Source organism: Enterobacter sp. MGH120 (assembly GCF_001037725.1).
Classification (GTDB): Bacteria; Pseudomonadota; Gammaproteobacteria; order Enterobacterales; family Enterobacteriaceae; genus Enterobacter; species Enterobacter hormaechei_C.
On the sequence record NZ_KQ089940.1, the window covers coordinates 3453579 to 3476193 of the forward strand.

Here is a 22615-nt window from a genome sequence, read left to right on the forward strand (position 1 = left end):
GCGTTTCGCGTAATGCGTATTTAACCAACGTGAGTGTCGTGAACAAAAAAATTGTTGCTGCGTTGTATTCCTCCATTAAAAGATACAAGCCCAAATTCCGTCTAGCTTATATCCTTTACAATACACTGAGCATAAAGAGACGTCCTTCTCTTCTACCATCGAAAAAACTCATAAAAAATCTTGACCTGTATATTTAAAATGTGAAAGCAAATTGCTGACTCATAAACACCCCTATTCCAGCAAAGGCGAGATAAGGACCAAAAGAAATAGTGAGGTTATTTTTATTTAAATTATTTACGGCGAAATAACCGACAATACCGCTTAACGCTGCCGCCAGTTCAATGGAGGGCAACGCCTGCCAGCCGCACCAGGCGCCCAGCGCCGCCAGTAGCTTAAAATCCCCGTAACCCAGACCTTCTCGTCCCGTGATCAGACGAAAAGCCCAGTAGAGCAGCCAGAGCGACAGATAGCCCGCCACCGCGCCGAACAGCGCATCGCGTAGCGGCAACGTGTGGTCAAACGCATGGAGCACTAACCCCGCCCACAGCAGCGGCTGGGTCAGGCAGTCCGGAAGCAGCTGATGCTGCCAGTCGATCATGGCCAGCGGCAGTAAAAAAGCCGCCAGTAACCACAAAGAGAACAGCGCCTGAACGTCCGGCATGCACCAGGCCGTAATGCCAAAAAACAAGGCGGAGATCAGTTCGACCAGAAAGAGTCGCAGCGGGATCGCGCTGCCGCACTGGTGGCAGCGCCCCCGTAATAACAGCCAGCTGAGCAGCGGGATGTTTTCCCACGCGGCAAGCGCGTGCTGGCACACCGGACAGTGCGAGGCCGGAAAGAGCAGATTGCCACTCCCCTCCTCATCCATCACCATCCCCGGTACGCGCTCGGCGACAACGCCAAGAAAACTGCCCACAATGCCGCCCAGGATCGCACTCATTATCGGGAACCCTACCGGGCAGGCGTCCCTCATCAGCGAAAAGGTATTCATGCGTTTTTTGACCAGGTGAGCTGCACCTGCGCTTTTACGTCGCTGAGGTGGTCCACCGGCGTGAGGTTTATTTTTTGCAGTCTCACGCCGGAGGTCTGATTAATTTCACGCAGCCAGCTTTTTAATTCATAAACATTCACCCGATTCACCACGAACGATAAAGTTTGTCCCTCCTGGCGCATATCCGTCAGTGAAAGGTTAATTTCATGGGCGCTGTTCTCGACCACCGTACGCGGATTATTCGTTTTGACTATCTGGACCTGAAGATGATTTTTATCAATTTCACTGCGCATCCAGTTAAGGGTCTCTTTTTGTCTTTTAAGCGTCGATTTACTATTTTGAATCATATTATCCAGGGGGATCACTCCTGTGTAATACACCGCTGCCCCCACAATAGCAACGGCACATATTTTTAAAATAATTTTTTCCCGGGTGCTGTAATTCTGATAGCGTGACTTCAGCTGCGCGATTCGCTCTTTCATTTATGTTTCCCTGCGATCATGGCGGTATACGGTTCGGTTGTTGAAACAGGCTGTAAGGTAAAATCAAAATTCTCACTGGTCTGGTTAACAAACGCCTGCAACGCGGGCTGGTTTTGCGCGCTGACGCTCAGCGTCAGGGTGTTTTGCTGCGCATCGTACTCCAGCAGTTCGATCTCCATCGCAGGGACTGACTGCCGGGCTTTCTCCAGCTCATCAAGCTGAAGAAAGAATCCCTTGCTCTGTTTTTTCAGGCTTTGACCAAAGTGATATTTGATATTGGTCTGCTGGCGCATGCTGGGGAAATGGTGCTGATAAACCTGGACGATCTCCTCCTGCACCCGATTTTCCTGCTGCACAAGCATCCAGGCCATTGCAATGCGTGGCCCCAGCAGCAGAGCAACAGACAGCACGCCCGCCGCCACCATCGCGGCTTTCATACTTTTCGCCGCCCGCCCATTACCGGCCTTAAGGCTGAATTCACCGTGAAGCAGGTTAACGCGGCAGGTTTGCCACTGCGGCTGAATCAGTGCCAGCGGATGCTGCCAGGCATGCTGCACGTCAACGTGCACCTTCGCAGGCGCATCGCCGTAACACCACACTTCCCCGACCCCGGCTTTCTGCATTAACAGCGACAGCAGGGTTGCCTCCATTTCACCCGCCACATGGGGCGATAAACGCAGCCAGTAGCTATCATCCTGTGCGACCAGCGTGCTGCCCCCTGTCGTCACGGGCAGCAGCCAGGCATCAGGCAGGGCCTGAATCACGTTTAATCCGGCCTCCTGACAGCGGGTTAATGCCGCGCGCAGGCGGTCGGCGTCAATGGCCACGGCGTCGACGTCGGCGCCTTTTTTGTGGAGTACCGTCCAGTGGAGGTTGTCCACGTCGCCAATCAGCGTCTCTTCCGCCATCCACGAGAAGGCCATCGCCTGAGAAGCCATCTTTTTCGGCAGCGTAAAATGGCGGAAAATCATGTCGCTGGCGGGCAACAGGAGACAAACGCGCGTAGCCAGGGGGTGTTCGGCCAGCATCTCCAGGCTGTCGACCACCTCGACGCGCTCGCTGCCGGACTCACACCACATTATTTTCCCGCCCTCGCGGCTGTCGGGACGAACAAAAAGTACCTGTTTCATAACGTTCTACTTTTCTTATTCAATCATTCGGTAACGACGCTGCCACGTCACGATCTCACCGGCTTCGTTATTCACCTGAAGCTGGCTGACCACGCGAAGCGTTAATTCATCGGTATTGCCGGTGTAATTCACGCGGAAGTACCGGCTGTTTATAGAAAATTGATCCGCCACCTGCGGGAGATCGTCTTTTAACTGCGGGAAGGCCTGCTCCAGCGCTTTGCTGAACGCTTCCATATTTTCCCAGCCCGATTCCGGACGCGCATCCAACAGGCGAACGACGTCATCCCGCGTCAGTTTTCCGGGGAACATGGCCGCCAGCACGGCGGCCTGTTCCGGTTGCAGGGTGTTGACATCAACCTTGCTGGCAGCGTCCGGCAGCGCGCATAACAGCTTGCTCACCTTCGGATACGCCGTAACAGGGAACGCAGGCAGCAGTTTGATTTCCGCGATGCTGCGCATCATCTGATTTGCCGGTTGCCGCGCGGGCACGACGCCAGCCCACGCATCGCTTTCGGCCCCCTCCTTCGCCGTGGTGCTGTCACCATCGAGATAATCCACCAGCTGGAAATAGACCGCCTCCGCCGTGCCCGGGCTGAGGCCGCTTTCCGTCAGAAGTTGTTCAACAATCCGCGCTTTACGCGGTTTTTCCGCCACCGCGGGAGCGCTTTGCCCCTGGGGTGCGATGTCGGCGGTCAACAGGTTATTGACGTTAAAGCAGTCCTGCGCATCTTCCACCTGGCTCACGACCGTATAGTCCTCACCCTGCGTCTCCAGCGGCTGATGCCAGTCGCCGTCCAGGGCCAGCGGCTTGCTCTCGCCGCTGGCGTCGGTCTGTAACCGGTCCTTCACCACTTTTTCCTGGGTCTGCATCGCCCAGCGCAGCTGCTGCTGGCTTACCTGATAATGCGTTTTCTGCAAATTACGGCAGAACTGCTGGCTGATTTTGGCGGCCAGCGCCGACATCATCACCAGCAAAATCAGCACCACCAGCAGGGCGACGCCCTGTTGTTGACGGATCCGTTTCATGGTCTGGTCTCCGGCGAAGGCGCTGGCGCTGCGGCAGCGGCCACCTCCGGCATATCACCCGGTGTAGTGAACACCCAGCGCCAGGTATCCCCGCTTTCCATCGTCAACGTAACCTCCACGCCGTCCGGCAGATGGGCAGCGTCGTGCCAGGCTGTCTGCCAGCCCTGACGATAAAACCGCCACTGCAATGATTTTACGCCGCTGACAATGGGCACTTCGTCAGGCTTAACGTCCGCCGGAGCGTCAATGACCGGCCAGACGTCGCGATACAAACGCCCCTCTTCCAGCCGCCAGCGCACGCGCTCCAGCTGGACCGTTCCGCTCACGCCATTCAGGGTGGTCAGTTCAAGAGCATCGCCCTCCTGACGAAACAGCTCCGGCTCATTACGCGGGGCGCGCGCCTGAAGCTGGAAAAAATCACGCTCCATCAGACTCCAGGCGCGCTGAAGCTGGTTGAGCTTTGCGGCGCTGGCATCGGTGGCCGAGCTGGTACGCATCGCGCCGTCCAGAATTTGCCAGGCCAGGGTGCTGATCACCGCGAAGATAGTCAGCGCAATCATGATCTCCAGCAGGGTAAATCCGCGCTGGCGTCGCGTTTTCTTCACTTGCTCTCTCCCGGCGGAATGATGCGCAGGGAGATAACCGGCTGGCTCTCATCGCTTTCCGCATACACGCGTAGGGTATTCGCCCAGACGTTGTCGGCGGTTTTCACCCGCTGCTTACGCCAGTTCCAGCTGCGCCCGCCCATGATTTCCGTCCCCTGCTGTTCAGCATCCGGGAAGTCGGTTCGGGTGAGCTGTGCTTCCGCCAGCTGATTTTCCGCCACCCAACTGGCCTGCAAGGTATCGGCCAGGCCATGGGTAAAACGCACGTTCAGGGAGACCGAGTTCATCAGTGCCAGCGCGGCGGTGGAGAAAATCACCAGAGCGACCATCACCTCCAGCAGCGTCATCCCCTTTTGCTTTTTGTTGCCGTTAGCCATCGTTTTCTACCGATACCGGCGCCGCACCGTGCGACACCACGCGGAAATGGTGCTGTTTGTCGTAACTTTGCAGCGTCAGCGTAAAGCGGCTGATTTCACCGTCCGGTAAAAAGATCACCTGCGGCTCGGAGGTCACCGTCGCGGCCAGACGCTGCGGCGAAAGCGACACATGCATCTCTTCCGGAAAATCACCTTTGGTGTTAATGCGTCCGGCAGATAATGGCATCCAGTGCCGCTCGCCATTTTTATCGGCGATCGTCACCAGCTGATATTTATCGGTGGCGATCACCAGCCCGACAATATTTCCGTCCATCACCGCACGGTCTGAACCATAATCAACGAGCGCTTTTAATTGCTGGCCAAATATATCCGCGCCGCTGCGCGAAGGAATGGTGGACACCACCATCATGGCGCAGCTGGCAAATATCACCAGCGCCAGAATAATTTCCAGCAACGTAAAGCCGCGTTGATTTTTCATTATTTCTCTTTCTTATCCAGAGACCAGTTTGTAATGTCATCGGCGGTATTGGCTTCGCCGTCCGGACCGGCTGAGAAGACGTCCACCGCGCCGTGTTCACCCGGGCTCACCAGAAGATAATCATTGCCCCAGGGGTCCTGCGGCAGGCGACGGATATAGCCGTCCGTGCGGTAGCCGTTCGGGATTGGCGCGATTTCAGGTTTGGTCACCAGCGCCTGCAAACCCTGCTCTGTGGTCGGGTAGCGGTGGTTATCCAGCTTGTACATATCCAGCGAGCCTTCGAGCGCGACAATATCGCTGGTTGCTTTTTGCGTATCGGCTTTTTCCTTATTGCCCATTAAATTTGGCACCACCATACTCGCCAGTACGCCGAGAATAACAATGACCACCATTAATTCGAGCAATGTAAAGCCCGCCTGGCGAGCCAGGTTTTTACGTTTTAAAACCATGATTTAACCTACCATATTATTAAGTTGCAGAAGCGGTTGTAATATTGACAGAACGATGAATAAAACAATCGTCGCCATGGATACCACCAGCGCCGGTTCAAAGACCGACAGCGTTAATGTAATTCGATGTTGTAAGGCCGATTCCTGATTTTCCGCCGCGCGATCCATTAAATTACCTAATTCCCCGCTCTCTTCACCGGAGGCAATCATATACAGCATGGTGGGCGGGAATAATTTCGCCTGTTCCAGCGCCGCATACAGCGACGCCCCCTGGCGCACGGTGTCGGCGGCCTGCTCCAGCACCTGCCGGGCATAGCGGTTTTCAATACCGTCCATCGCGATATACATTCCCTCCAGCAGCGGCACGCTACTGGCCTGCAAAATGCTCAGGGTACGGATATAGCGGGCACTGTTGATGGCGCAGACCAGCTTTTTAATCGGCGAGCCGTTCACCAGCCAGCTGTGCCAGCGAAAACGGTTTTTGGCATTCCTCAGCCAGGTTTTGAAGCCGATAAAGCCGCCCCCCAGAATGCCCACAATATAAATGCCCCAGGCTTGCAGGAAATCACTGACCGCAATCAGCGTCCGGGTGGTGATCGGCAGCTGCTGCTTCATGTGGGTAAACTGCTCGATCACCTGCGGTACCACCGCCACCAGCAGGATGCTGATGACCGCGATGGCGACCACGGTGAGGGTTATCGGGTAGACCATTGCCTGCGTCAGCTTGCTTTTCATCTTCTGGCGCTGCTCGTTGTACTCCGCCAGCTTTTCCAGCACGTCGCCCAGGTGACCGGTTTTCTCCCCGGCCATCACCAGCGTGCAGTAAAGCTTGTCGAAGGTGCGCGGAAACTGGCTGAAGGCATCGAACAGGGTGTGGCCTTCCACCACCTTCTCGCGGATCTCCACCACCATCGCCGCCAGCTTTTTGTCTTCCGTCTGCTTCGAGATCGCTTTCAGCGCGCTCTCCAGCGGCAGCGCGGCGTTGACCAGCGTCGAAAGCTGACGGGTAAACATCGACAGCACCGGAGTGGAGAGCTTCACCCCGGTTTTCGCTTTCCCGCCAGCCGCCGTTTCGCGGGTTTCGGTGATGCTGACGGGCATCAGCTTTTGCTCGCGAAGCCACTGGCGAACCTGCTTCTGCCCCTCGGCCTGTAACGTCCCGCGCTGTGTTTTCCCCGCGGCATCCGTTGCCGTCCAGGCGTAGAAAGCCATTACGCATCCCCTCCACGTTCGGCGGTGACGCGCATGACCTCTTCCAGAGACGTCACGCCGCCGATCACCTTCAGCAGCCCGTTTTCACGCAGGCTGTAGGCATGCTTAAAAAGCTGCGTTTCGAGGGACATTTCGTCCTTATCTTCATGGATGGCGCGGCGCATGGCGCTGTCCACCACCAGGAATTCATGGATACCGGCGCGGCCCTGATAGCCGCTCTGACGGCAGTGTTCGCACCCCACCGCGCGGTAAATCGCGTCTGGCGGCGCGGCCATAAAGCTGAACAGCGCTTTTTCATTGGCGTCCAGCGGACTGGTGGTCCGGCAGTGCGTACACAGCCGACGCACCAGACGCTGGGCAATGACACCGAGCAGCGATGAACCGATTAAGAAGGACTCCAGCCCCATATCCCGCAGACGGGTTATCGCCCCTGCGGCACTGTTGGTGTGCAGCGTCGACATCACCAGGTGACCGGTCAGCGACGCCTGCACCGCAATCTGGGCGGTCTCACCGTCGCGAATTTCCCCGATCATCACCACGTCCGGGTCCTGACGCAGAATGGCGCGCAGCCCGCGGGCAAAGGTCATGTCCACGCGCGGGTTAACCTGCGTCTGCCCCACCCCTTCCAGCTCGTACTCAATCGGATCTTCCACGGTCAGAATGTTGCGTTCGTGGCCGTTCAGCGCCGAAAGAATGGCGTACAGCGTGGTACTTTTACCGGAACCCGTCGGGCCGGTAACGAGGATGATCCCGTGCGGGCGGTCGATCAGCCCTTTCAGCTTCTCCAGTTCTTCATCAATCAGCCCCAGCTTGTTGATGTCGGGCTTGAGATTGCTTTTATCGAGCAGGCGCATCACCACGCGCTCGCCGTACTGGGACGGAATGGTCGAGACGCGCACGTCGATGGCCTTGCGACCGATGCGCAGGGAGATACGGCCATCCTGCGGGAGGCGTTTCTCGGCGATGTCGAGTTTCGACATCACCTTGATACGCGACACCAGCAGCGGGGCGAGCTTACGCGCCGGTTGCAGCACCGGGCGCAGCACGCCGTCAACGCGAAAGCGTATGCTCAGGGTGCGCTCGAAGGTTTCGATATGAATATCCGACGCGCCGTCCTTCACCGCCTCGCCGAGAATGGCGTTGATCAGGCGGATCACCGGCGAGTTTTCATCGTTATCGAGCAGATCTTCGTTATCCGGGATCTCCTCGGTTAACGCCATCAGATCGATATCCGCGTCCATATCGTCCACCAGCTGCTGCGACACGCCGCTGCTCTGCTGCCAGATTTTGGCCAGCATCTCGTCAAACGCTTCCGGCGCCAGGGTAACCGGGACAAACGCGCGTCCCAGCACCCGACGCACCTCCAGCAGCGCTAACGCCGGGGTGTCCTCACGGATATAGACGTCATTGTTGTAAAGCAGAACGCCGTTTTCTTTTGCGTAGTTGCTGCTACACAGGGTTTTAGTCAGTTCGTCCACGTTTCCCCTCCGCCTTACTCTTTAAACGGATTGCGTGCCGCGTGGGTTTTCACGGGTGCAGTGCTGGCGGCAGGAAACGCTGGCAGTACGGCGTTGTCGCTCGGCTCGACAATACCGAGCTTTTTCTCTTCCACGCGCTGCATCTGGCGCACCCGGATCTGGTCGTATTTCTCTTTCGAGGCTGCGCTGTAGTTGTCGTCGTCACGCAGGACGGTGGTATGAATAAACACCATCAGGTTGCGTTTAGAGGTATCCTGCGAGGTGTAGCGGAACAGCTGCCCGACCAGCGGGATATCGCCGAGCAGCGGCACTTTGGAGACCGACTGTTTGGTCACATTTTCCATCAGGCCGCCGAGCACCACCGTCTGGCCACTGTGGACCATCACTTCGTTATTAATCGTGCGCGTGTTGAAGGTTGGGCCGAGGCTGGAATCTTCCGTTGCGCTGTTGTCGACGCTGGATACTTCCTGCTCAATCTTCAGGTGGATCATGTCGCCATCGTTGATTTGCGGCACAATCTTCAGCTTGGTCCCCACGGTTTTACGCTCAACCGAGTTAAAGACGTTGTCGCCGCTGGTGGTTTGCGAACCGGAAAGCACCGGCACATCCTGACCGACGTTGAACGACGCTTCTTTATTATCCAGCGTGACCACGCTTGGCGTGGAGAGGATGTCGTTTTTACCGTCGGTGGAGAGCGCGGTCACCAGCGCACCGAAATCACCGTTAAAGAAGCCGGTCGCAAGGCCCGTGAAGCTCGCCCCTTTCATGGTGCCATTTTTAATCTGGCTGATTGGCAGGCCGGTAGCGCCAAACTGCACGCCGCCGTGCTTGCTCGTCCACTGCACGCCAAGATCCAGGCCGTTGCCGTCCTGCACTTCGGCAATGATCGCTTCCACCAGCACCTGCGGACGGCGAATATCCAGCTTGTCGATCACCTTCTCCAGGGAGTTCATCACGTTAGGCTGCGCGGTGATCACCAGGGAGTTGGTCGACTCGTCGGCGGTAATATTCAGGTCGGTTGAGGCGCTCGCGGTTTTCGCTTTGGCCGCGCCCGGCTTGTCTTTCAGCTGCTCGCCAATCCCCGTCAGCACCGGTACCACTTTGGTGGCGCTGGCATATTTGAGGTAGAAGACGCGGGTGTTCCCCTCGTTATTCTGCTCGCGATCCAGCTGATGGATAAGGGAACGGGTACGCGCCCGCGCATCTTCCGAGCCGCTGATCACCAGGCTATTGGTTTCGTCATCCGCCACCACCTTGGTCGCCAGCTGCGGCGCATTCTGCCCCTTCTGCTCTTCGTTGTTGAGGTTATTCAACATATCCGAAAGCTCTTTGGCAGAGGCAAAGCGCAGCGGGATGATTTCGCGGCGCTGAATACCGTCTTTATCGACGCGCTGAACCAGATCCACCAGGCGGTTCACCACCGAGGCTTTACCGGTTAACAGCAGGACGTTGGACGGCTCAAAGTGGACCACATTCCCGATGCCGGTGGCATCGTTGAGCTGACGCAGCAGCGGGGCCAGCTCGCGAACGGGTACGTTTTCCATACGCACCACGCGGGTGATAATCTCGTCACCTTTGCCCGGGTTTTTGCTGTCTGCCAGCGGCGCACCGGCGGTACGCGCTACGCTTGAGCGCACCACTTTGACCATGCCGTTGTCCATCGGGATCACCGACAGGCCGTAGAGATCCAGCACGCTCAGGAAGAACTGGTAATACTCATCCTCCGTCAGCACGTTGTAGGTTCTGACCGAGACGGTTCCCTGGACGGACGGATCGACCAGAATAGTTTTGTTGAGATTGCGACCTACCGTATCGATAAACTCGCGAATATCAGTATTTTTAAAACTTGCGCTAAAGTTAGCTGCAAGCAGCGAACTGGAATATAACGACAATGCGGTCAGCGCCACGCACGCCCAGGGAAATTTTTTCATGTCTGCACACTTATCAATTATTTAGAACATTAACCCGAATATTTTCAAGGTGAGCGTGACGTCGTACGATGACCTCCGCTTCTTTCATTTTCGACCAGTTGGCAATAATGCTTTTCGCTTTTGCTTCATCGGTCATATCGACAGAGTTAACCTGAATCGCCACATCGCCTTTTTCCAGACCTGACTGACTGTAAAAGGCGGAGGCATACCTTGGGTTTATCCTGTAGCCTTCCAGTCGGCCTTTTTCAATGATGGGTTTTAACACCAGATAATCATCAAGATGCACACTCTCTGCGCCAGCATCTTTCGTCGATTTTGTAACCGGGCCGCTCTCCACGCCCCCCTTAAAATAGTCCGGTTTATTTAACGCCAGTACCTGCGTAGCACCTTCATAATTAACCACCACATTATCTTTGTTTATTTCCTGAATAAATGCGTCGTTAAACCCGGCGAGCGGTTCACCCTCGCGGTAGCTTCGCTGGCCGCCCGGGGTTTTGATGACAGCGAAGGAGAGCCAGGCGTCATCACTGCGCACAATGCCTTCAATCTCCGCCGCCAGCGGGGGTTTTGCCGCAGCCGATAAGTTCTCCTGACGGACGGCAGCCGTAAAAAGCGTGAAGGGTTTGTCTTCGCGCGTTTTTTTCAGCGGCTGTAGGTCAGAATTAGCAAACTTATTCATAACTTTTTTATAATCTTTAAAGGTGAGATAGCCTTGCTGGCCACAAAAAATGAGCAGCAAAAACATAATACAAGGCGTTATCCACCGTGACAGAAATGAGAACCTCATTTTTTATCCGGCCTATAGCAAAGCAAAAATAAGCAGCGTCATACTGCGCCAATATGGAGGAAAATAGTAATAAGCTGTTGCAAACACGACCACTGACTTCGCCACCAACTTTCATAAAGAAAAATATTGACCGTATAAATTCCAGATGTTAGGCGCAGCCGGCTGGATATTTTTACTCTGTCTGCAAATTGACCGCTCAGGGGCATTACCTTACTTTCTGCTGCTGTTGCTATTCCTAATCAGAGACGGTAAGTCGTTATGTATCAGAGCCACTTTAATTTTAAAAATCCGCCATTCAGGACAATCACCCGTTTATCCGGTGATTTTCTGGTGCCTTATCATCAGGACGTGTTCAACCTGCTGAAAGAGAAAACCCAGCTGGCGGGAATTATCGGGCTTTTTTGCGACGACGCTCCGCTTCTGGGTCTGTTCATCGACGCGCTGAAAGCCAGCAACCATACCGTTCTTGCCATCAACGCGTTTCCCAAACTGAGTGCCAGTAGCCTGCTGTACAAACTCAACCCGGGAACGAAAGCGATTAAAGATCGCATGCAGGCGGTGGATGCCGTCCTGCGCCAGTGGCAGGAGGGGAAAGCGAAATCCAGAGTAGTGACGATCGCCCATGCCGAAGCCATGAAGGAGAGCTGCCGTGAAGTCCTGGGAACGCTGCTCACGCGCGCCCAGGAGCTGAACTTCCGGCTCGCCGTGGTACTGACGGGCAATGCGGATCAGGAGATCCTGCTAAAGCAACCTGAACTGCGCGAATATACGCACACGCATCATGCCCTGCGCCCCCTGACCTGCCGCGAATACCTGAGCTATGTACAGGCCCAGTGCGAAGAACACGGCTGCGAAAACTCGCCGTTGCCGCCTGCCCGCGTGCGCAAAATGCACACGCTAACCAAAGGCAACATCAGCAAACTGAACGCGCTGGCGCACCTGTCAATGCTCGCCGCCTGGACGGAACGCGCGGCGCAGGTCAGCCCACGTCATTTACGTCTGGCGGCGGGAGAGATCCTGCCCGCCCAAAAACACGGTAAGCGCCTGGCGACCGTGGGGCTGTTTGCGTCCGTGCTGTTTGCCGCCTGCGGCTGGTATTTGACCTCATCGATCGGCGCACGCCTGCCGATCCAGCTGCCGGTGCCCGTCAGCTGGAAACAGCAATCGCTAAAAGTCGAAGCGCCCGTAGTGCCGGTTATCGACAACGAAATAGTTAATCAGCCGGATGCGATGCATCAGTTGTATCTTATGTGGGGGTATGACGCCTCGGCCGAAGATGCGCTGTGCCAGAACGCCGCCAAAGTGAACCTGATGTGTAAACAGGGGAACGCGTCGCCGGAGACGCTGGCGCAGGAAGGGTATCCGTGGGTCAGTGAACTGAAAACCAGCGGCCATCTTAACTATGCGGTGGTCGCCAGGGTCGGGGACACGTCCATTGACCTGTTAATGAATAACCGGACCTGGCAGGTGAGCCGCAGCTGGTTTAACCGGCACGCGACCGGCAACTTCACCCAGCTGCACCGCCTGACACCGGAAGGTAAAGACGCGATCGGCGCGGCCAGCGACAGCAAAGATATGGCCTGGCTGGATCAGCAATTAAGCCTGGCGCTGAGCCAGCCCGAAACGCATGCCCGGATCTGGACCACAGAGATGATGAAACGCACCCGCGAATTCCAGCAAAAAATGCATCTGCACGTGGATGGTATCCCCGGCGAAGATACGCTGATGCAGCTGATGCGCGTGACCAACAGCACGCCGGGCGTACTGATTCAGGCCACCAGCACCGCCCCGGACGCGAAAACGCAGGAGAAGAAAGCCTAATGTCGACCATCTGCCTTGCGGCCCAGCGCAGCTATACAACCGGGGAAGCGGTCTGGTTTTCGTACCGTCTCCCCAGCCTGAAAAACGTATTCGGCAAAACAGCGTTATGGCTGGTCGGGCTTTGCGTCATGCTGGTTGTCGGCCTGTATATGCACGTCTACTGGAACCTGCGCCACCCGGCGCCTGAACCGGTCAACGCCAGCGTTGCGAAACCGGAAACGCAACTTTCGGATATGCATTATGTGTACGTGAGTAAACCGTTCCCGCATCCGCAGCCTAAAGCTGCGCCAGTGCCAGTTGATGTTCCATCGATGCAGGATCTGCCGATCAACAGTGATGATGGCGACTGGCAGCAGGCGCCCGACGGCGCGGTGCCACACGACGCCTCGCGGGATACCTTACCCGGGACCGAAGCGCATGAGCACGATAACGCTCCCGCCAGCACGGGCAGTGAAGAGTCATCATTAACAGAATTATTTAAGCAGGCGCTAAAAGAGCAGGAGCGGGATTATTCTCAAGGAAAAATTCCCGCGCCGCCGGTTGACGAAACGCAGGATAATTCACAAGCCAGTGTAAAAAACAGTGGAAATAGCCGTTCTCCTTTCAGTGAAAAAGGAGACGGCGGGAGCAGGTGTTAATATTTTTCAGGCAGTGCGGTAAGGTTAAGCAGTCGACCTTTTTCCACCACGATATATTGACCCTTTTTCAGATCGGAGAGGATTTTAATAATAGTGCTACGTGCCAGGTTAGTGTATTCCTGAATGTAATCATAAACGTTAATATCACGCTGTTGTTGAACAATCAGGTCGTTAATCTCATATAAAAATTCGCGGACAACGGAATACGCACTGCGGGCAACCAGAACATCATCACGTTTGCTCAGCATGCAGATGTACCAGGAAAGGACTTTGGTCAGTTCTGGCCACAGATTTTTTTCGGTCATCAGCTGGGCGAAGACCTCTTTCTTGATCGAGCGAACAACCGTATTCGTCCGAACAAGGCCGTACATATGGGTGGCGTTGTAATACATTGACGACAGGCCGAAAATGCATTGCCCGGTGACGGTGAACATGCACAGTTCGTCAGATTCACGTCGAAATTCGACTTCACCGCTGACGATAATATGAATATAGTCGGAATCAGAAGTGGAAATTTTCTGCCATTTTTTTAACGTTCTTTCTTCAACGCCTGAGGTTGCAGAAATGATCTTTTCCATTTCATGTTGCGGACGTAATTTTTTTCCATAGATGCTTAACATTGTTATACCCGATTTAAGATGTGATTTTTAAAAAGCATGGCCACGGTGTTGTTACCGAGCCATAAATATTTTTCCTGATGAAAACGTCAAGAATAAACAAAAAAAGAGTGAAGCTTTTTATTAATTCGCCAAATTACTTAGCGCGCTATGTGTCCATCTTAAATCGGGATAATTTTAAGTCAATTAACTAAAAATGAAATGAGTTTGTACTTAGGATTAATCTGATAGGAACTTACGAAAATATACTCATTCGGGGGTAGTCCGAAGGTTTACCCCTGCCCGTATTTCTCTAAAAGTGCTTCGGCAATCGCCATGGTTTCCACATCCGCTACGCCATTCCATAACTGCGGACGGAAATGCATCTGGAAAACCATGATGATGCGTTTTTGCTGTTCGGGCGTACTGTTTTCTGGCACCTCGTAACCGTAGCGCGCCAGCAAATCGAGCAGTGCTGCGGTATCAACCTGCTGATAATGCGGTCGCCCGTTGATATAAAAATTCACGCGCCCCGGATCGGGCCAGGCTCCGATACCCTGCTGCGCCAGTTCGCGCCACGGAAACAGCGGGCCAGGATCGCCTTTACGCTGCGGGGCGATATCCGAGTGTGCCACCACGTTCTGCGGTTTAATGTCGTAGCGGGCGATGATATCTCTGGCAAGCGGGATCAGCGCCGCAATTTGCCCCGGTTCGAAGGGGGTAAAGGTTTTCACGCCATCGGTTTTCCGCCAGCCGCGGTTTTCCAGCTCAATGCCGACGGAGGTATCATTTATGCGGTTGGTGCCACGCCAGAAGCTGATGCCCGCATGCCAGGCCAGTTCGCTCTCCGGGACCAGCTGCCAGATACGCGGTTTGCCCTGCGGAGCTGGCGGCTTTGCGGGGATGAGATAGTGAGAGCTGACGTTTTTATCGGTCAGGGTCGCAAGCGAGGTGTCGAAATCATCGGCGGTGTAGTGAATAACCAGCACCTTTATACGCGGGTAGGCCGCCTGCGCCTGATGGCGCGTATCCAGCTCGTACGCGCCTTTATCAACAATGCCCTCTTCCGAGGCGCATCCTGCCAGCAACATCGCCAGCAGGAGGGTTGAGAGCGAACGCTTCATCGACGGGTCTTCACCGCCGTGCCGCTTACGCTCACCATCAGCATGCTGGCATCTTTCCCGACCGTTTCGTAGTCGATATCAATGCCCACCACCGCATCCGCGCCCAGCGCTTTGGCCTGCTCGCCCAGCTCCTTAAAAGCAATCTCGCGCGCCTTACGCAGCTCTTTCTCGTACGCGCCGGAACGACCCCCGACGATATCCCGAATGCCGGCAAAGAAATCGCGGAAAATGTTGGCGCCCAGAATCGCCTCACCGGTGACCACGCCGCAGTACTCGGTAATCGGTTGACCTTCCAGGGTTGGCGTTGTTGAAAATTGCATACTTTCTCTCCTTCTTTAGCGTTCAATGCGTTAGCGACAGCATTATCGGTTCGTTACGCTATGATTGAAAGGATAGTTAATAAATAAGGAAATCAACATGCGCTACTCTGCTTTAACGCTTTTAGTGCCATGCGCGCTGGTGCTCAGCGCCTGCACAACGCCGGTCACGCCAGCCTTTAAGGATATCGGAACCCGCAGCGGCCCTTGTATTGAGGGTGGTCCGGATGCCGTGGCGCAACAATTTTATGATTACCGTATTCAGCATCGCGGTAATGACCTGACCGCCCTGCGCCCGTACCTGAGCGATAATCTGGCGAAACTGCTCACCGACGCTTCGCGCGATCCGCAGCACAACGCCCTGCTGTCATCCGATCCGTTCTCCAGCCGCGCCACGCTGCCGGACAGCGCAGACGTCGCCAGCGCGTCCACCATACCGAATACCGACGCACGCAATATTCCCCTGCGCGTGAAGCTCACCCAGGGGACGCAAACCTGGCAGGATGAGGTGCTGATGATCCGTGAAGGCCAGTGCTGGGCAATAGACGATGTGCGCTACATTGGCGGCAGCGTTCATGCCCCGGCCGGTACCCTTCGCCAGTCGATTGAGAACCGCTAACGCATCCGTTCAATAAACGTTAACCCCGTAAAATGTCCGGCATTTCCTGCGGAATGCCGACATTTATACTCGCCCCCCTTTCCCGTCGCTATTTTGTGCTATGTTTAAGAGGAAACACGGGTTATATTTAACTTTTAACGCAGAAATATTGCATAACTATTCTGTCAACGGTACTATCTGCGGCCTCAATTGCTATAGATTGCCTGGATGAGTAAAGACTGCCCCGATGAGTATTAAACTAAACGGCATTAACTGCTTCTACGGCGCACACCAGGCGCTGTTCGACATTACGCTGAGTTGCCCGGAGGGCGAAACGCTGGTTTTGCTCGGCCCAAGCGGCGCGGGAAAAAGCTCCCTTCTGCGTGTTCTTAATCTGCTTGAAATGCCCCGTTCGGGGACGCTGGCCATCGCCGGTAACCATTTTGACTTCGCGAAAACCCCGTCTGATAAAGCGATTCGTGAACTGCGTCAAAACGTGGGCATGGTTTTCCAGCAATACAATCTCTGGCCGCATCTGACGGTGGTGCAAAACCTGATTGAAGCCCCGTGCCGCGTGCTTGGCTTAAGCAAAGACCAGGCGATGGCGCGTGCCGAAAAGCTGCTGGAGCGTCTGCGCCTTAAGCCGTACAGCGATCGTTATCCGCTGCACCTTTCCGGCGGTCAGCAGCAGCGCGTGGCCATTGCCCGTGCGCTGATGATGGAGCCAGCCGTGCTGCTGTTTGATGAGCCTACCGCCGCGCTGGACCCGGAAATTACCGCCCAGATCGTCAGCATTATTCGTGAACTGGCGGAAACCAATATTACGCAGGTCATCGTTACCCATGAAGTGGAAGTGGCGCGCAAAACCGCCAGCCGCGTGGTGTACATGGAAAACGGGTATATCGTTGAGCAAGGTGATGCGAGTTGTTTCACTCAACCGCAAACCGACGCCTTCAAAAACTACTTATCACACTGATGTGTTAGGGAAAAAGATAATGAAAAAAGTATTGATTGCCGCGCTGCTCGCTAGCGTCAGCCTTTCCGCTACCGCAGCTCAGACCATTCGTTTCGCCACTGAAGCGTCTTATCCTCCGTTTGAATCCATTGATGCCAACAATAAGATTGTCGGCTTTGATGTGGACCTGGCTAACGCCCTGTGTAAAGAGATTGATGCGACCTGTACCTTCAGCAACCAGGCCTTCGACAGCCTGATCCCAAGCCTGAAGTTCCGTCGTATCGACGCCGTAATGGCGGGCATGGACATCACCCCTGAGCGTGAAAAACAGGTTCTGTTCACCACCCCTTACTATGACAACTCTGCGCTGTTCATCGGTCAGAAAGGGAAATACGCCTCTGTTGATCTGCTGAAAGGCAAGAAAGTGGGCGTGCAGAACGGCACGACGCACCAGAAATTCATCATGGATAAGCATCCGGAAATCACCACCGTGCCGTATGACAGCTACCAGAATGCGAAGCTGGACCTGCAAAACGGTCGTATCGATGCGGTGTTCGGGGACACGGCTGTTGTGACTGAATGGCTGAAAGCGAACGACAAGCTGGCCGCCGTGGGTGACAAGGTGACCGATAAAGACTACTTCGGTACAGGTCTGGGTATTGCCGTACGTCAGGGCAATACCGAGTTGCAGCAGAAATTCAACGCTGCGCTGGAAAAAGTGAAGAAAGACGGCACCTACGAAACCATCTACAAAAAATGGTTCCAGAAGTAATTCCTGATGAATGAAATTTTTCCTTTAGCAAGCGCCGCCGGGATGACCGTCGGCCTTGCCGTTTGTGCACTGATTATCGGCCTCGTACTGGCGATGTTCTTTGCGGTGTGGGAGTCCGTTAAGTGGCGCCCTGTCGCATGGCTCGGTTCAGCGCTGGTGACTGTGCTGCGTGGACTGCCGGAAATTCTGGTGGTCCTGTTTATCTATTTCGGCTCCTCACAGCTGCTGTTAACGCTGTCGGACGGCTTCACGATTAATCTCGGCTTTGCGCAGATCCCGGTGCAGATGCAGATTGAGAACTTCGACGTCAGCCCGTTCCTGTGCGGCGTGATTGCGCTCTCCCTGCTCTATTCGGCCTATGCGTCACAAACGCTGCGCGGAGCGCTGAAGGCGGTACCGCAGGGTCAATGGGAATCCGGCCAGGCGCTGGGTCTGTCGAAAGCGGCGATCTTCTTCCGCCTGGTGATGCCGCAGATGTGGCGTCATGCCCTGCCAGGGCTGGGTAACCAGTGGCTGGTACTGCTGAAAGATACCGCGCTGGTGAGCCTGATCAGCGTGAACGATTTGATGTTGCAAACAAAAAGTATCGCCACCCGTACGCAGGAGCCGTTTACCTGGTACATCGTCGCGGCGGCTATCTACCTGGTGATCACGTTGCTGAGCCAGTACGTTCTGAAGCGTATTGATTTGCGCGCAACGCGTTTTGAACGGAGACCAGGCTGATGCTGGATTATTTACCCGAACTGATGAAAGGGCTGCACACCAGCCTGACGCTGACCGTCGCGTCTATCATCGTGGCGCTGATCCTGGCGCTGATCTTCACCATCGTCCTGACGCTGAAAACGCCGGTGCTGGTGTGGATTGTACGTGGCTACATTACGCTCTTTACCGGAACGCCGCTGCTGGTGCAGATCTTCCTGATTTACTACGGCCCGGGCCAGTTCCCGTCGTTACAGGAATATCCGGTTATCTGGCATCTGCTCTCTGAGCCATGGCTCTGCGCCCTGATTGCCCTCTCCCTGAACAGCGCGGCCTATACCACGCAGCTGTTCTACGGTGCCATTCGCGCGATCCCGGAAGGCCAGTGGCAGTCCTGCGGGGCTCTGGGCATGAGCAAGAAGGATACGCTGGCGATCCTGCTGCCTTATGCCTTTAAGCGCGCCCTCTCTTCCTATTCCAACGAAGTCGTGCTGGTGTTCAAAAGTACCTCCCTGGCCTACACCATCACCCTGATGGAAGTGATGGGCCACGGACAACTGCTGTACGGACGCACCTACGACGTGATGGTGTTCGGTGCGGCGGGTCTGGTCTATCTGGTGGTCAACGGTCTGCTGACCCTGATGATGCGTCTTATCGAGCGTAAGGCGCTGGCGTTTGAGCGCAGAAATTAATCGACTTAATGCATAAAGCTGATTTCGTAGTGCGGGTAACCTGATGGGTTACCCGCATTTTTTTATGCATTAAATAATATTTAATCATATTTATTGCATATAAATTCATTGAGTGGCATTGTACATCCATGCCGCAGACACGGCGCATAATGACAAGATTGACAGACGGGAGCATTACAATGAAAAAGTTAGTTCTGGCCGCATTACTCGCAACCTTCGCCGCTGGCGCATCCGCCGCCGATAAAATCAATTTCGGCGTTTCTGCCACCTATCCGCCGTTTGAATCGCTGGATGCCAGCAACCAGATCGTCGGCTTCGACATCGACCTGGCGAAAGCGCTGTGCAAGCAGATGCAGGCCGACTGCACCTTTACTAACCACGCATTTGACAGCCTGATCCCGTCCCTGAAATTTAAAAAGTACGACGCGGTGATCTCCGGCATGGACATCACGCCAGAGCGCAGCAAGCAGGTCGCGTTCACCGACCCGTACTACGCGAACTCTGCGGTGGTGATTGCGAAGAAAGGGGCTTATAAATCTTTCGACGAGCTGAAAGGCAAGCGCATCGGCATGGAGAACGGCACCACGCACCAGAAATACCTCCAGGACAAGCATCCTGAAGTGAAAACCGTGGCCTACGACAGCTACCAGAACGCCATTATCGACCTGAAAAATGGCCGTATTGATGGCGTATTTGGCGACACCGCGGTCGTGAATGAGTGGCTGAAAACCAACCCGCAGCTGGGTACAGCGACGGAGAAAGTGACCGATCCGCAGTATTTCGGCACTGGCCTCGGTATTGCCGTGCGTCCGGATAACAAGGCTCTGCTTGAGAAACTGAACGGCGCGCTGAAAGCGATCAAAGCTGACGGCACATACCAGAAAATCAGCGAGCAGTGGTTCCCGCAATAACCTTTTTTGCCGGGTGACCTGGCCTACGGGGGTGGTCTGTAGGCCGGGTAAGGCGAAGCCGCCACCCGGCAATTTCTTAAAGCGGCACAAAGAACCTGAACCGTGCCCCGCTCACGGACTCCATCAGCCTGATCCCCCCGCCGTGCAGCTCCAGCATTCTTTTCACGATTAACAGCCCTAACCCGCCCCGGTGCTCCCGCGAGGCCTGTGGATTTAACGCTGACGGACGCTGGAACAGATCGTCCCGTAATGCGGCATCAACACCCGTTCCGCTGTCGGCCACTTCAACCTGTAACCGGTCGTTCTCCTGCCACACCGCCAGACGAATGTCTCCACCTGCTGGGGTATGGCGTATCGCATTATCCAGCAGATTCGTCACCACCCGTTCAATCATGGAAACATCGGCCAACACCTGCGGCAGCGGACCCGGGACGTCAATGTGCAGATTTAACTCACGCGTGCGGGCAGCGAGTTCAAACTTTTGCGCCACGTCGGAAATCAGTTCAGCCATGGCAAAACGCTCGCGCTGGGGCTTGATGCCGCCGTGCTCAAGACGCGCCAGCTCGAACAGCTGCTGCGACAGATGGCGTACCTTTTGCCCCTGACGCAGCGCGGTAGCGAGGTACTGCTGATGCTCCTGCGGCGACAGCGTTGCGGATTTCAGCGACAGCGTTTCCAGATAACCCAGCAGCGACGTCAGCGGGGTGCGTAAGTCGTGCGAAATGTTGGCGATAAACTCCCGGCGCTGGCGGTCGCTGTCGGCCAGCCGATCCCACTGAGAGGTGATTTTGCGCGCCAGCTCGATAAAGGTATTGCGCAGGGTCGCCACTTCATCCTGGCCGGCAGGCTCAAGCGGCTGGGCCGCCAGCTGCTTAATCGCGCTGATGCTGTCCTGCTCCAGCCCGGCCACGTCCAGCGTGAGCTCTTTAACCGGGCGCGTCACCCAGTACCAGAGCAGCAACCCCGCCAGCAGACCAAACAGCGCCACCAGCAGCATCGACCACAGCGCCGTACTCCAGAGCGCTTTGTGCCAGGCCATCTCCGCCAGCGCGTTGGACTCCTCCCCCTGCAAAATAATGTACAGATACCCCTTCAGCTCACCGTCCTGCCGCAGCGGGGTGGCGCTGAAGACTTTCTTATTCTGGCTTCGGGGATCGTCGCCAAACACCGGCATCACCGTCCCGCTGAGGAAATTCTGTATCGGCACGAGGTCAATTTTTTGCCGCTGAATGTGCCCCGGCGGGGCGGCATCGGCCAGGATATCGCCATCTGGCGAGACAACATACAGCTCGACGCTCGGATTAAAGGTCATCAGCCGGTCGAACAGCGGTTTTAAGGCGCTGCGATCCACCCTGCCCTGCGCATCCAGAATCGCTTCCCGCTGCACAATCTGCTGCGCCAGCCCACCGGAGAGCCGCTGCACCATCGCATTGCCGTACTGCATGCTGCTGTAGAGCTGCACCGCACAGGCGACGGTGGCGCAGAGCAGCAGTAACGCCGTAAACAGCAGCGTCAGGCGCTGGCTCAGGCTAAAGCGACGCATCATGATTCTGCTCCGCAAATTTGTAGCCTTTGCCCCAGACGGTGCGAACGATCTCCGGCTCGGCGGCATCTTTCTCTATTTTAATGCGCAGGCGGTTAATGTGGGTATTGACGGTGTGTTCGTAGCCTTCGTGCTGATACCCCCATACCTGCTCCAGCAGTGCCAGCCGCGAAAAGACCTCTCCGGGATGGCGGGCAAAGAAATAGAGCAGTTCAAATTCGCGCGGGGTGAGATCGACGTGTTGACCGTTAAGGCGCACGGTGCGCGCCAGCGGATCGATAGTCAGTCCGTGCGCCTGAATAATGCCGTCCGTCTGCGCCTGGCCCATCGCCTGCTGACGGCGAAACAGCGCCTTAATGCGGGCAATCAGCTCCTGCACCGAGAAAGGTTTTGCCAGATAATCATCCGCCCCGGTTTCCAGGCCGGTAATACGGTCAGTTTCACTGCTGCGGGCGCTAATGATGATAATGGGCAGGTAGCGGGTCATCTGGCGGATACGGCGGCAAATCTCCAGACCATCGACATTCGGCAGCATCAGATCGAGGATCACCGCGTCCCACGGCTGTGTTTCAAGACGCTGTAAGGCGTTGCCCCCGTCGGGCTCGTGGGTAATGGCGTAGCCTTCATCTTCCAGATTAAGACGCAGGAGTGCCGCGATATCGTGGTCGTCTTCTACCAGCAGGATCTGCTTCATGGGTAAGCCTTCAATCATTTGTTATGACGTAAGCTTACCTGATTTCGAGCGGGGGAAGAGTTCACATTTTGTTGAACATTGTGCGGGGTTTATGCCGGGTGGCGGCTTCGCCTTACCCGGCCTGCGCTTTGGTTAACAACGTGAGCTGACAGGCTATTTTGCCGACCAGTTGAAAGCGCCACGCTGGCTTAAAACAGAGACGGGAGTCGCATTACTGGGTTGAGCAAACAAAGCCGGGTGGCGGCTACGCCTTACCCGGCCTACTCCGGATCGTAGGCCCGGTAAGCGCAGCGCCACCGGGCGATGTTG

At 55.6% G+C, this 22615-nt stretch carries 25 protein-coding genes; 8 read left to right on the plus strand and 17 right to left on the minus strand.

Features of this window, described 5'->3' with window-relative positions; translation table 11 throughout:
- Positions 1-193: 193 nt before the first annotated feature.
- From SK54_RS16135 to gspC, 12 genes are read right to left on the minus strand one after another with little or no spacing between them, the layout of a single operon-like run.
- Entirely contained in the window at positions 194-991 is a 798-nt protein-coding gene (locus SK54_RS16135) for a prepilin peptidase (protein ID WP_015570997.1), read from the minus strand.
- Positions 988-1473 (minus strand): type II secretion system protein GspM, encoded by a 486-nt coding sequence (gspM, locus tag SK54_RS16140; protein WP_015570998.1) that lies wholly within the window; start codon positions 1471-1473, stop codon positions 988-990. Before gspM ends, SK54_RS16135 begins: the two co-directional genes overlap by 4 nt.
- Entirely contained in the window at positions 1470-2603 is a 1134-nt protein-coding gene (gene gspL, locus SK54_RS16145; protein ID WP_045343700.1) for a type II secretion system protein GspL, read from the minus strand. Before gspL ends, gspM begins: the two co-directional genes overlap by 4 nt.
- 15 nt (positions 2604-2618) lie before the next feature.
- A complete protein-coding gene (gspK, locus tag SK54_RS16150; protein WP_023296203.1) occupies positions 2619-3629 on the minus strand; it encodes a type II secretion system minor pseudopilin GspK in 1011 nt (336 codons plus the stop codon).
- On the minus strand, positions 3626-4234 hold the full coding sequence (gspJ, locus tag SK54_RS16155) for a type II secretion system minor pseudopilin GspJ (RefSeq protein ID WP_023296202.1): 609 nt from the start codon (positions 4232-4234) through the stop codon (positions 3626-3628). Before gspJ ends, gspK begins: the two co-directional genes overlap by 4 nt.
- On the minus strand, positions 4231-4611 hold the full coding sequence (gspI, locus tag SK54_RS16160; protein ID WP_015571001.1) for a type II secretion system minor pseudopilin GspI: 381 nt from the start codon (positions 4609-4611) through the stop codon (positions 4231-4233). The genes gspJ and gspI overlap by 4 nt, the downstream gene beginning before the upstream one ends.
- On the minus strand, positions 4604-5089 hold the full coding sequence (gene gspH, locus SK54_RS16165; RefSeq protein WP_023296201.1) for a type II secretion system minor pseudopilin GspH: 486 nt from the start codon (positions 5087-5089) through the stop codon (positions 4604-4606). Before gspH ends, gspI begins: the two co-directional genes overlap by 8 nt.
- Positions 5089-5538, minus strand: a complete 450-nt coding sequence (gspG, locus tag SK54_RS16170; protein WP_045343702.1) for a type II secretion system major pseudopilin GspG — start codon at positions 5536-5538, stop codon at positions 5089-5091. Before gspG ends, gspH begins: the two co-directional genes overlap by 1 nt.
- 3 nt (positions 5539-5541) lie before the next feature.
- Complete coding sequence (gspF, locus tag SK54_RS16175; RefSeq protein ID WP_017384864.1) at positions 5542-6750, minus strand: type II secretion system inner membrane protein GspF; 1209 nt, start codon at positions 6748-6750, stop codon at positions 5542-5544.
- Positions 6750-8228 carry a type II secretion system ATPase GspE gene (gene gspE, locus SK54_RS16180; protein WP_023296198.1) on the minus strand — a complete coding sequence of 493 codons (1479 nt, stop codon included), beginning with the start codon at positions 8226-8228 and terminating at the stop codon, positions 6750-6752. The genes gspF and gspE overlap by 1 nt, the downstream gene beginning before the upstream one ends.
- Positions 8229-8242: 14 nt before the next feature.
- Positions 8243-10159, minus strand: a complete 1917-nt coding sequence (gene gspD / locus SK54_RS16185) for a type II secretion system secretin GspD (protein ID WP_015571003.1) — start codon at positions 10157-10159, stop codon at positions 8243-8245.
- Positions 10160-10172: 13 nt separating this feature from the next.
- Entirely contained in the window at positions 10173-10904 is a 732-nt protein-coding gene (gene gspC / locus SK54_RS16190) for a type II secretion system protein GspC (RefSeq protein WP_048247589.1), read from the minus strand.
- Between the two features lie 300 nt (positions 10905-11204).
- On the opposite strand from gspC, the gene SK54_RS16195 reads away from it, so the two are divergent.
- On the plus strand, positions 11205-12767 hold the full coding sequence (locus SK54_RS16195) for an ExeA family protein (RefSeq protein WP_048247591.1): 1563 nt from the start codon (positions 11205-11207) through the stop codon (positions 12765-12767).
- Positions 12767-13405, plus strand: a complete 639-nt coding sequence (locus tag SK54_RS16200) for a hypothetical protein (RefSeq protein WP_048247593.1) — start codon at positions 12767-12769, stop codon at positions 13403-13405. Before SK54_RS16195 ends, SK54_RS16200 begins: the two co-directional genes overlap by 1 nt.
- On the opposite strand, the gene SK54_RS16205 is transcribed toward SK54_RS16200, so the two are convergent.
- The 3 genes from SK54_RS16205 to SK54_RS16215 form a co-directional block, all read right to left on the minus strand.
- Positions 13402-14025, minus strand: a complete 624-nt coding sequence (locus SK54_RS16205) for a helix-turn-helix domain-containing protein (protein ID WP_047727942.1) — start codon at positions 14023-14025, stop codon at positions 13402-13404. The genes SK54_RS16200 and SK54_RS16205 overlap by 4 nt on opposite strands.
- A gap of 269 nt (positions 14026-14294) precedes the next feature.
- Entirely contained in the window at positions 14295-15125 is an 831-nt protein-coding gene (locus SK54_RS16210) for an N-acetylmuramoyl-L-alanine amidase (protein WP_048247595.1), read from the minus strand.
- Positions 15122-15445, minus strand: coding sequence for a heavy metal-binding domain-containing protein (locus tag SK54_RS16215; protein ID WP_006174327.1), 324 nt, complete (start codon positions 15443-15445; stop codon positions 15122-15124). The genes SK54_RS16210 and SK54_RS16215 overlap by 4 nt, the downstream gene beginning before the upstream one ends.
- 97 nt (positions 15446-15542) lie before the next feature.
- Between SK54_RS16215 and SK54_RS16220 the strand changes: the two genes are divergently transcribed.
- From SK54_RS16220 to artJ, 6 genes are all read left to right on the plus strand, one after another.
- Positions 15543-16061, plus strand: a complete 519-nt coding sequence (locus tag SK54_RS16220) for a lipoprotein (RefSeq protein ID WP_015571007.1) — start codon at positions 15543-15545, stop codon at positions 16059-16061.
- 226 nt (positions 16062-16287) lie between these two features.
- Positions 16288-17016: an arginine ABC transporter ATP-binding protein ArtP gene (gene artP / locus SK54_RS16225; RefSeq protein WP_006174323.1), complete on the plus strand. Its 729-nt coding sequence runs from the start codon at positions 16288-16290 to the stop codon at positions 17014-17016.
- A gap of 19 nt (positions 17017-17035) precedes the next feature.
- Positions 17036-17767, plus strand: coding sequence for an arginine ABC transporter substrate-binding protein ArtI (gene artI / locus SK54_RS16230; RefSeq protein WP_006174322.1), 732 nt, complete (start codon positions 17036-17038; stop codon positions 17765-17767).
- Positions 17768-17773: 6 nt separating this feature from the next.
- A complete protein-coding gene (artQ, locus tag SK54_RS16235) occupies positions 17774-18490 on the plus strand; it encodes an arginine ABC transporter permease ArtQ (RefSeq protein WP_003858367.1) in 717 nt (238 codons plus the stop codon).
- Positions 18490-19158, plus strand: a complete 669-nt coding sequence (artM, locus tag SK54_RS16240) for an arginine ABC transporter permease ArtM (RefSeq protein WP_003858369.1) — start codon at positions 18490-18492, stop codon at positions 19156-19158. The genes artQ and artM overlap by 1 nt, the downstream gene beginning before the upstream one ends.
- A 179-nt stretch (positions 19159-19337) precedes the next feature.
- Positions 19338-20069: an arginine ABC transporter substrate-binding protein ArtJ gene (gene artJ / locus SK54_RS16245; protein WP_015571008.1), complete on the plus strand. Its 732-nt coding sequence runs from the start codon at positions 19338-19340 to the stop codon at positions 20067-20069.
- Positions 20070-20145: 76 nt separating this feature from the next.
- Here artJ and SK54_RS16250 read toward each other — a convergent pair whose 3' ends face one another.
- Together SK54_RS16250 and SK54_RS16255 are read right to left on the minus strand one after the other, a co-directional pair.
- Complete coding sequence (locus SK54_RS16250) at positions 20146-21615, minus strand: sensor histidine kinase (RefSeq protein ID WP_048247597.1); 1470 nt, start codon at positions 21613-21615, stop codon at positions 20146-20148.
- The gene (locus SK54_RS16255) at positions 21599-22306 is read right to left on the minus strand and encodes a response regulator transcription factor (RefSeq protein ID WP_022650690.1); all 708 of its coding nucleotides are present in this window, start codon (positions 22304-22306) and stop codon (positions 21599-21601) included. Before SK54_RS16255 ends, SK54_RS16250 begins: the two co-directional genes overlap by 17 nt.
- Positions 22307-22615: the final 309 nt, after the last annotated feature.

Coding starts and splice junctions, on each gene's coding strand:
- SK54_RS16135 (WP_015570997.1), bottom strand. CDS start 991: ATGAATACCTTTTCGCTGATGAGGGACGCCTGCCCGGTAGGGTTCCCG.
- gspM (WP_015570998.1), bottom strand. CDS start 1,473: ATGAAAGAGCGAATCGCGCAGCTGAAGTCACGCTATCAGAATTACAGC.
- gspL (WP_045343700.1), bottom strand. CDS start 2,603: ATGAAACAGGTACTTTTTGTTCGTCCCGACAGCCGCGAGGGCGGGAAA.
- gspK (WP_023296203.1), bottom strand. CDS start 3,629: ATGAAACGGATCCGTCAACAACAGGGCGTCGCCCTGCTGGTGGTGCTG.
- gspI (WP_015571001.1), bottom strand. CDS start 4,611: ATGGCTAACGGCAACAAAAAGCAAAAGGGGATGACGCTGCTGGAGGTG.
- gspH (WP_023296201.1), bottom strand. CDS start 5,089: ATGAAAAATCAACGCGGCTTTACGTTGCTGGAAATTATTCTGGCGCTG.
- gspG (WP_045343702.1), bottom strand. CDS start 5,538: ATGGTTTTAAAACGTAAAAACCTGGCTCGCCAGGCGGGCTTTACATTG.
- gspF (WP_017384864.1), bottom strand. CDS start 6,750: ATGGCTTTCTACGCCTGGACGGCAACGGATGCCGCGGGGAAAACACAG.
- gspD (WP_015571003.1), bottom strand. CDS start 10,159: ATGAAAAAATTTCCCTGGGCGTGCGTGGCGCTGACCGCATTGTCGTTA.
- gspC (WP_048247589.1), bottom strand. CDS start 10,904: ATGTTTTTGCTGCTCATTTTTTGTGGCCAGCAAGGCTATCTCACCTTT.
- SK54_RS16195 (WP_048247591.1), top strand. CDS start 11,205: ATGTATCAGAGCCACTTTAATTTTAAAAATCCGCCATTCAGGACAATC.
- SK54_RS16200 (WP_048247593.1), top strand. CDS start 12,767: ATGTCGACCATCTGCCTTGCGGCCCAGCGCAGCTATACAACCGGGGAA.
- SK54_RS16205 (WP_047727942.1), bottom strand. CDS start 14,025: ATGTTAAGCATCTATGGAAAAAAATTACGTCCGCAACATGAAATGGAA.
- SK54_RS16210 (WP_048247595.1), bottom strand. CDS start 15,125: ATGAAGCGTTCGCTCTCAACCCTCCTGCTGGCGATGTTGCTGGCAGGA.
- SK54_RS16215 (WP_006174327.1), bottom strand. CDS start 15,445: ATGCAATTTTCAACAACGCCAACCCTGGAAGGTCAACCGATTACCGAG.
- SK54_RS16220 (WP_015571007.1), top strand. CDS start 15,543: ATGCGCTACTCTGCTTTAACGCTTTTAGTGCCATGCGCGCTGGTGCTC.
- artP (WP_006174323.1), top strand. CDS start 16,288: ATGAGTATTAAACTAAACGGCATTAACTGCTTCTACGGCGCACACCAG.
- artI (WP_006174322.1), top strand. CDS start 17,036: ATGAAAAAAGTATTGATTGCCGCGCTGCTCGCTAGCGTCAGCCTTTCC.
- artQ (WP_003858367.1), top strand. CDS start 17,774: ATGAATGAAATTTTTCCTTTAGCAAGCGCCGCCGGGATGACCGTCGGC.
- artM (WP_003858369.1), top strand. CDS start 18,490: ATGCTGGATTATTTACCCGAACTGATGAAAGGGCTGCACACCAGCCTG.
- artJ (WP_015571008.1), top strand. CDS start 19,338: ATGAAAAAGTTAGTTCTGGCCGCATTACTCGCAACCTTCGCCGCTGGC.
- SK54_RS16250 (WP_048247597.1), bottom strand. CDS start 21,615: ATGATGCGTCGCTTTAGCCTGAGCCAGCGCCTGACGCTGCTGTTTACG.
- SK54_RS16255 (WP_022650690.1), bottom strand. CDS start 22,306: ATGAAGCAGATCCTGCTGGTAGAAGACGACCACGATATCGCGGCACTC.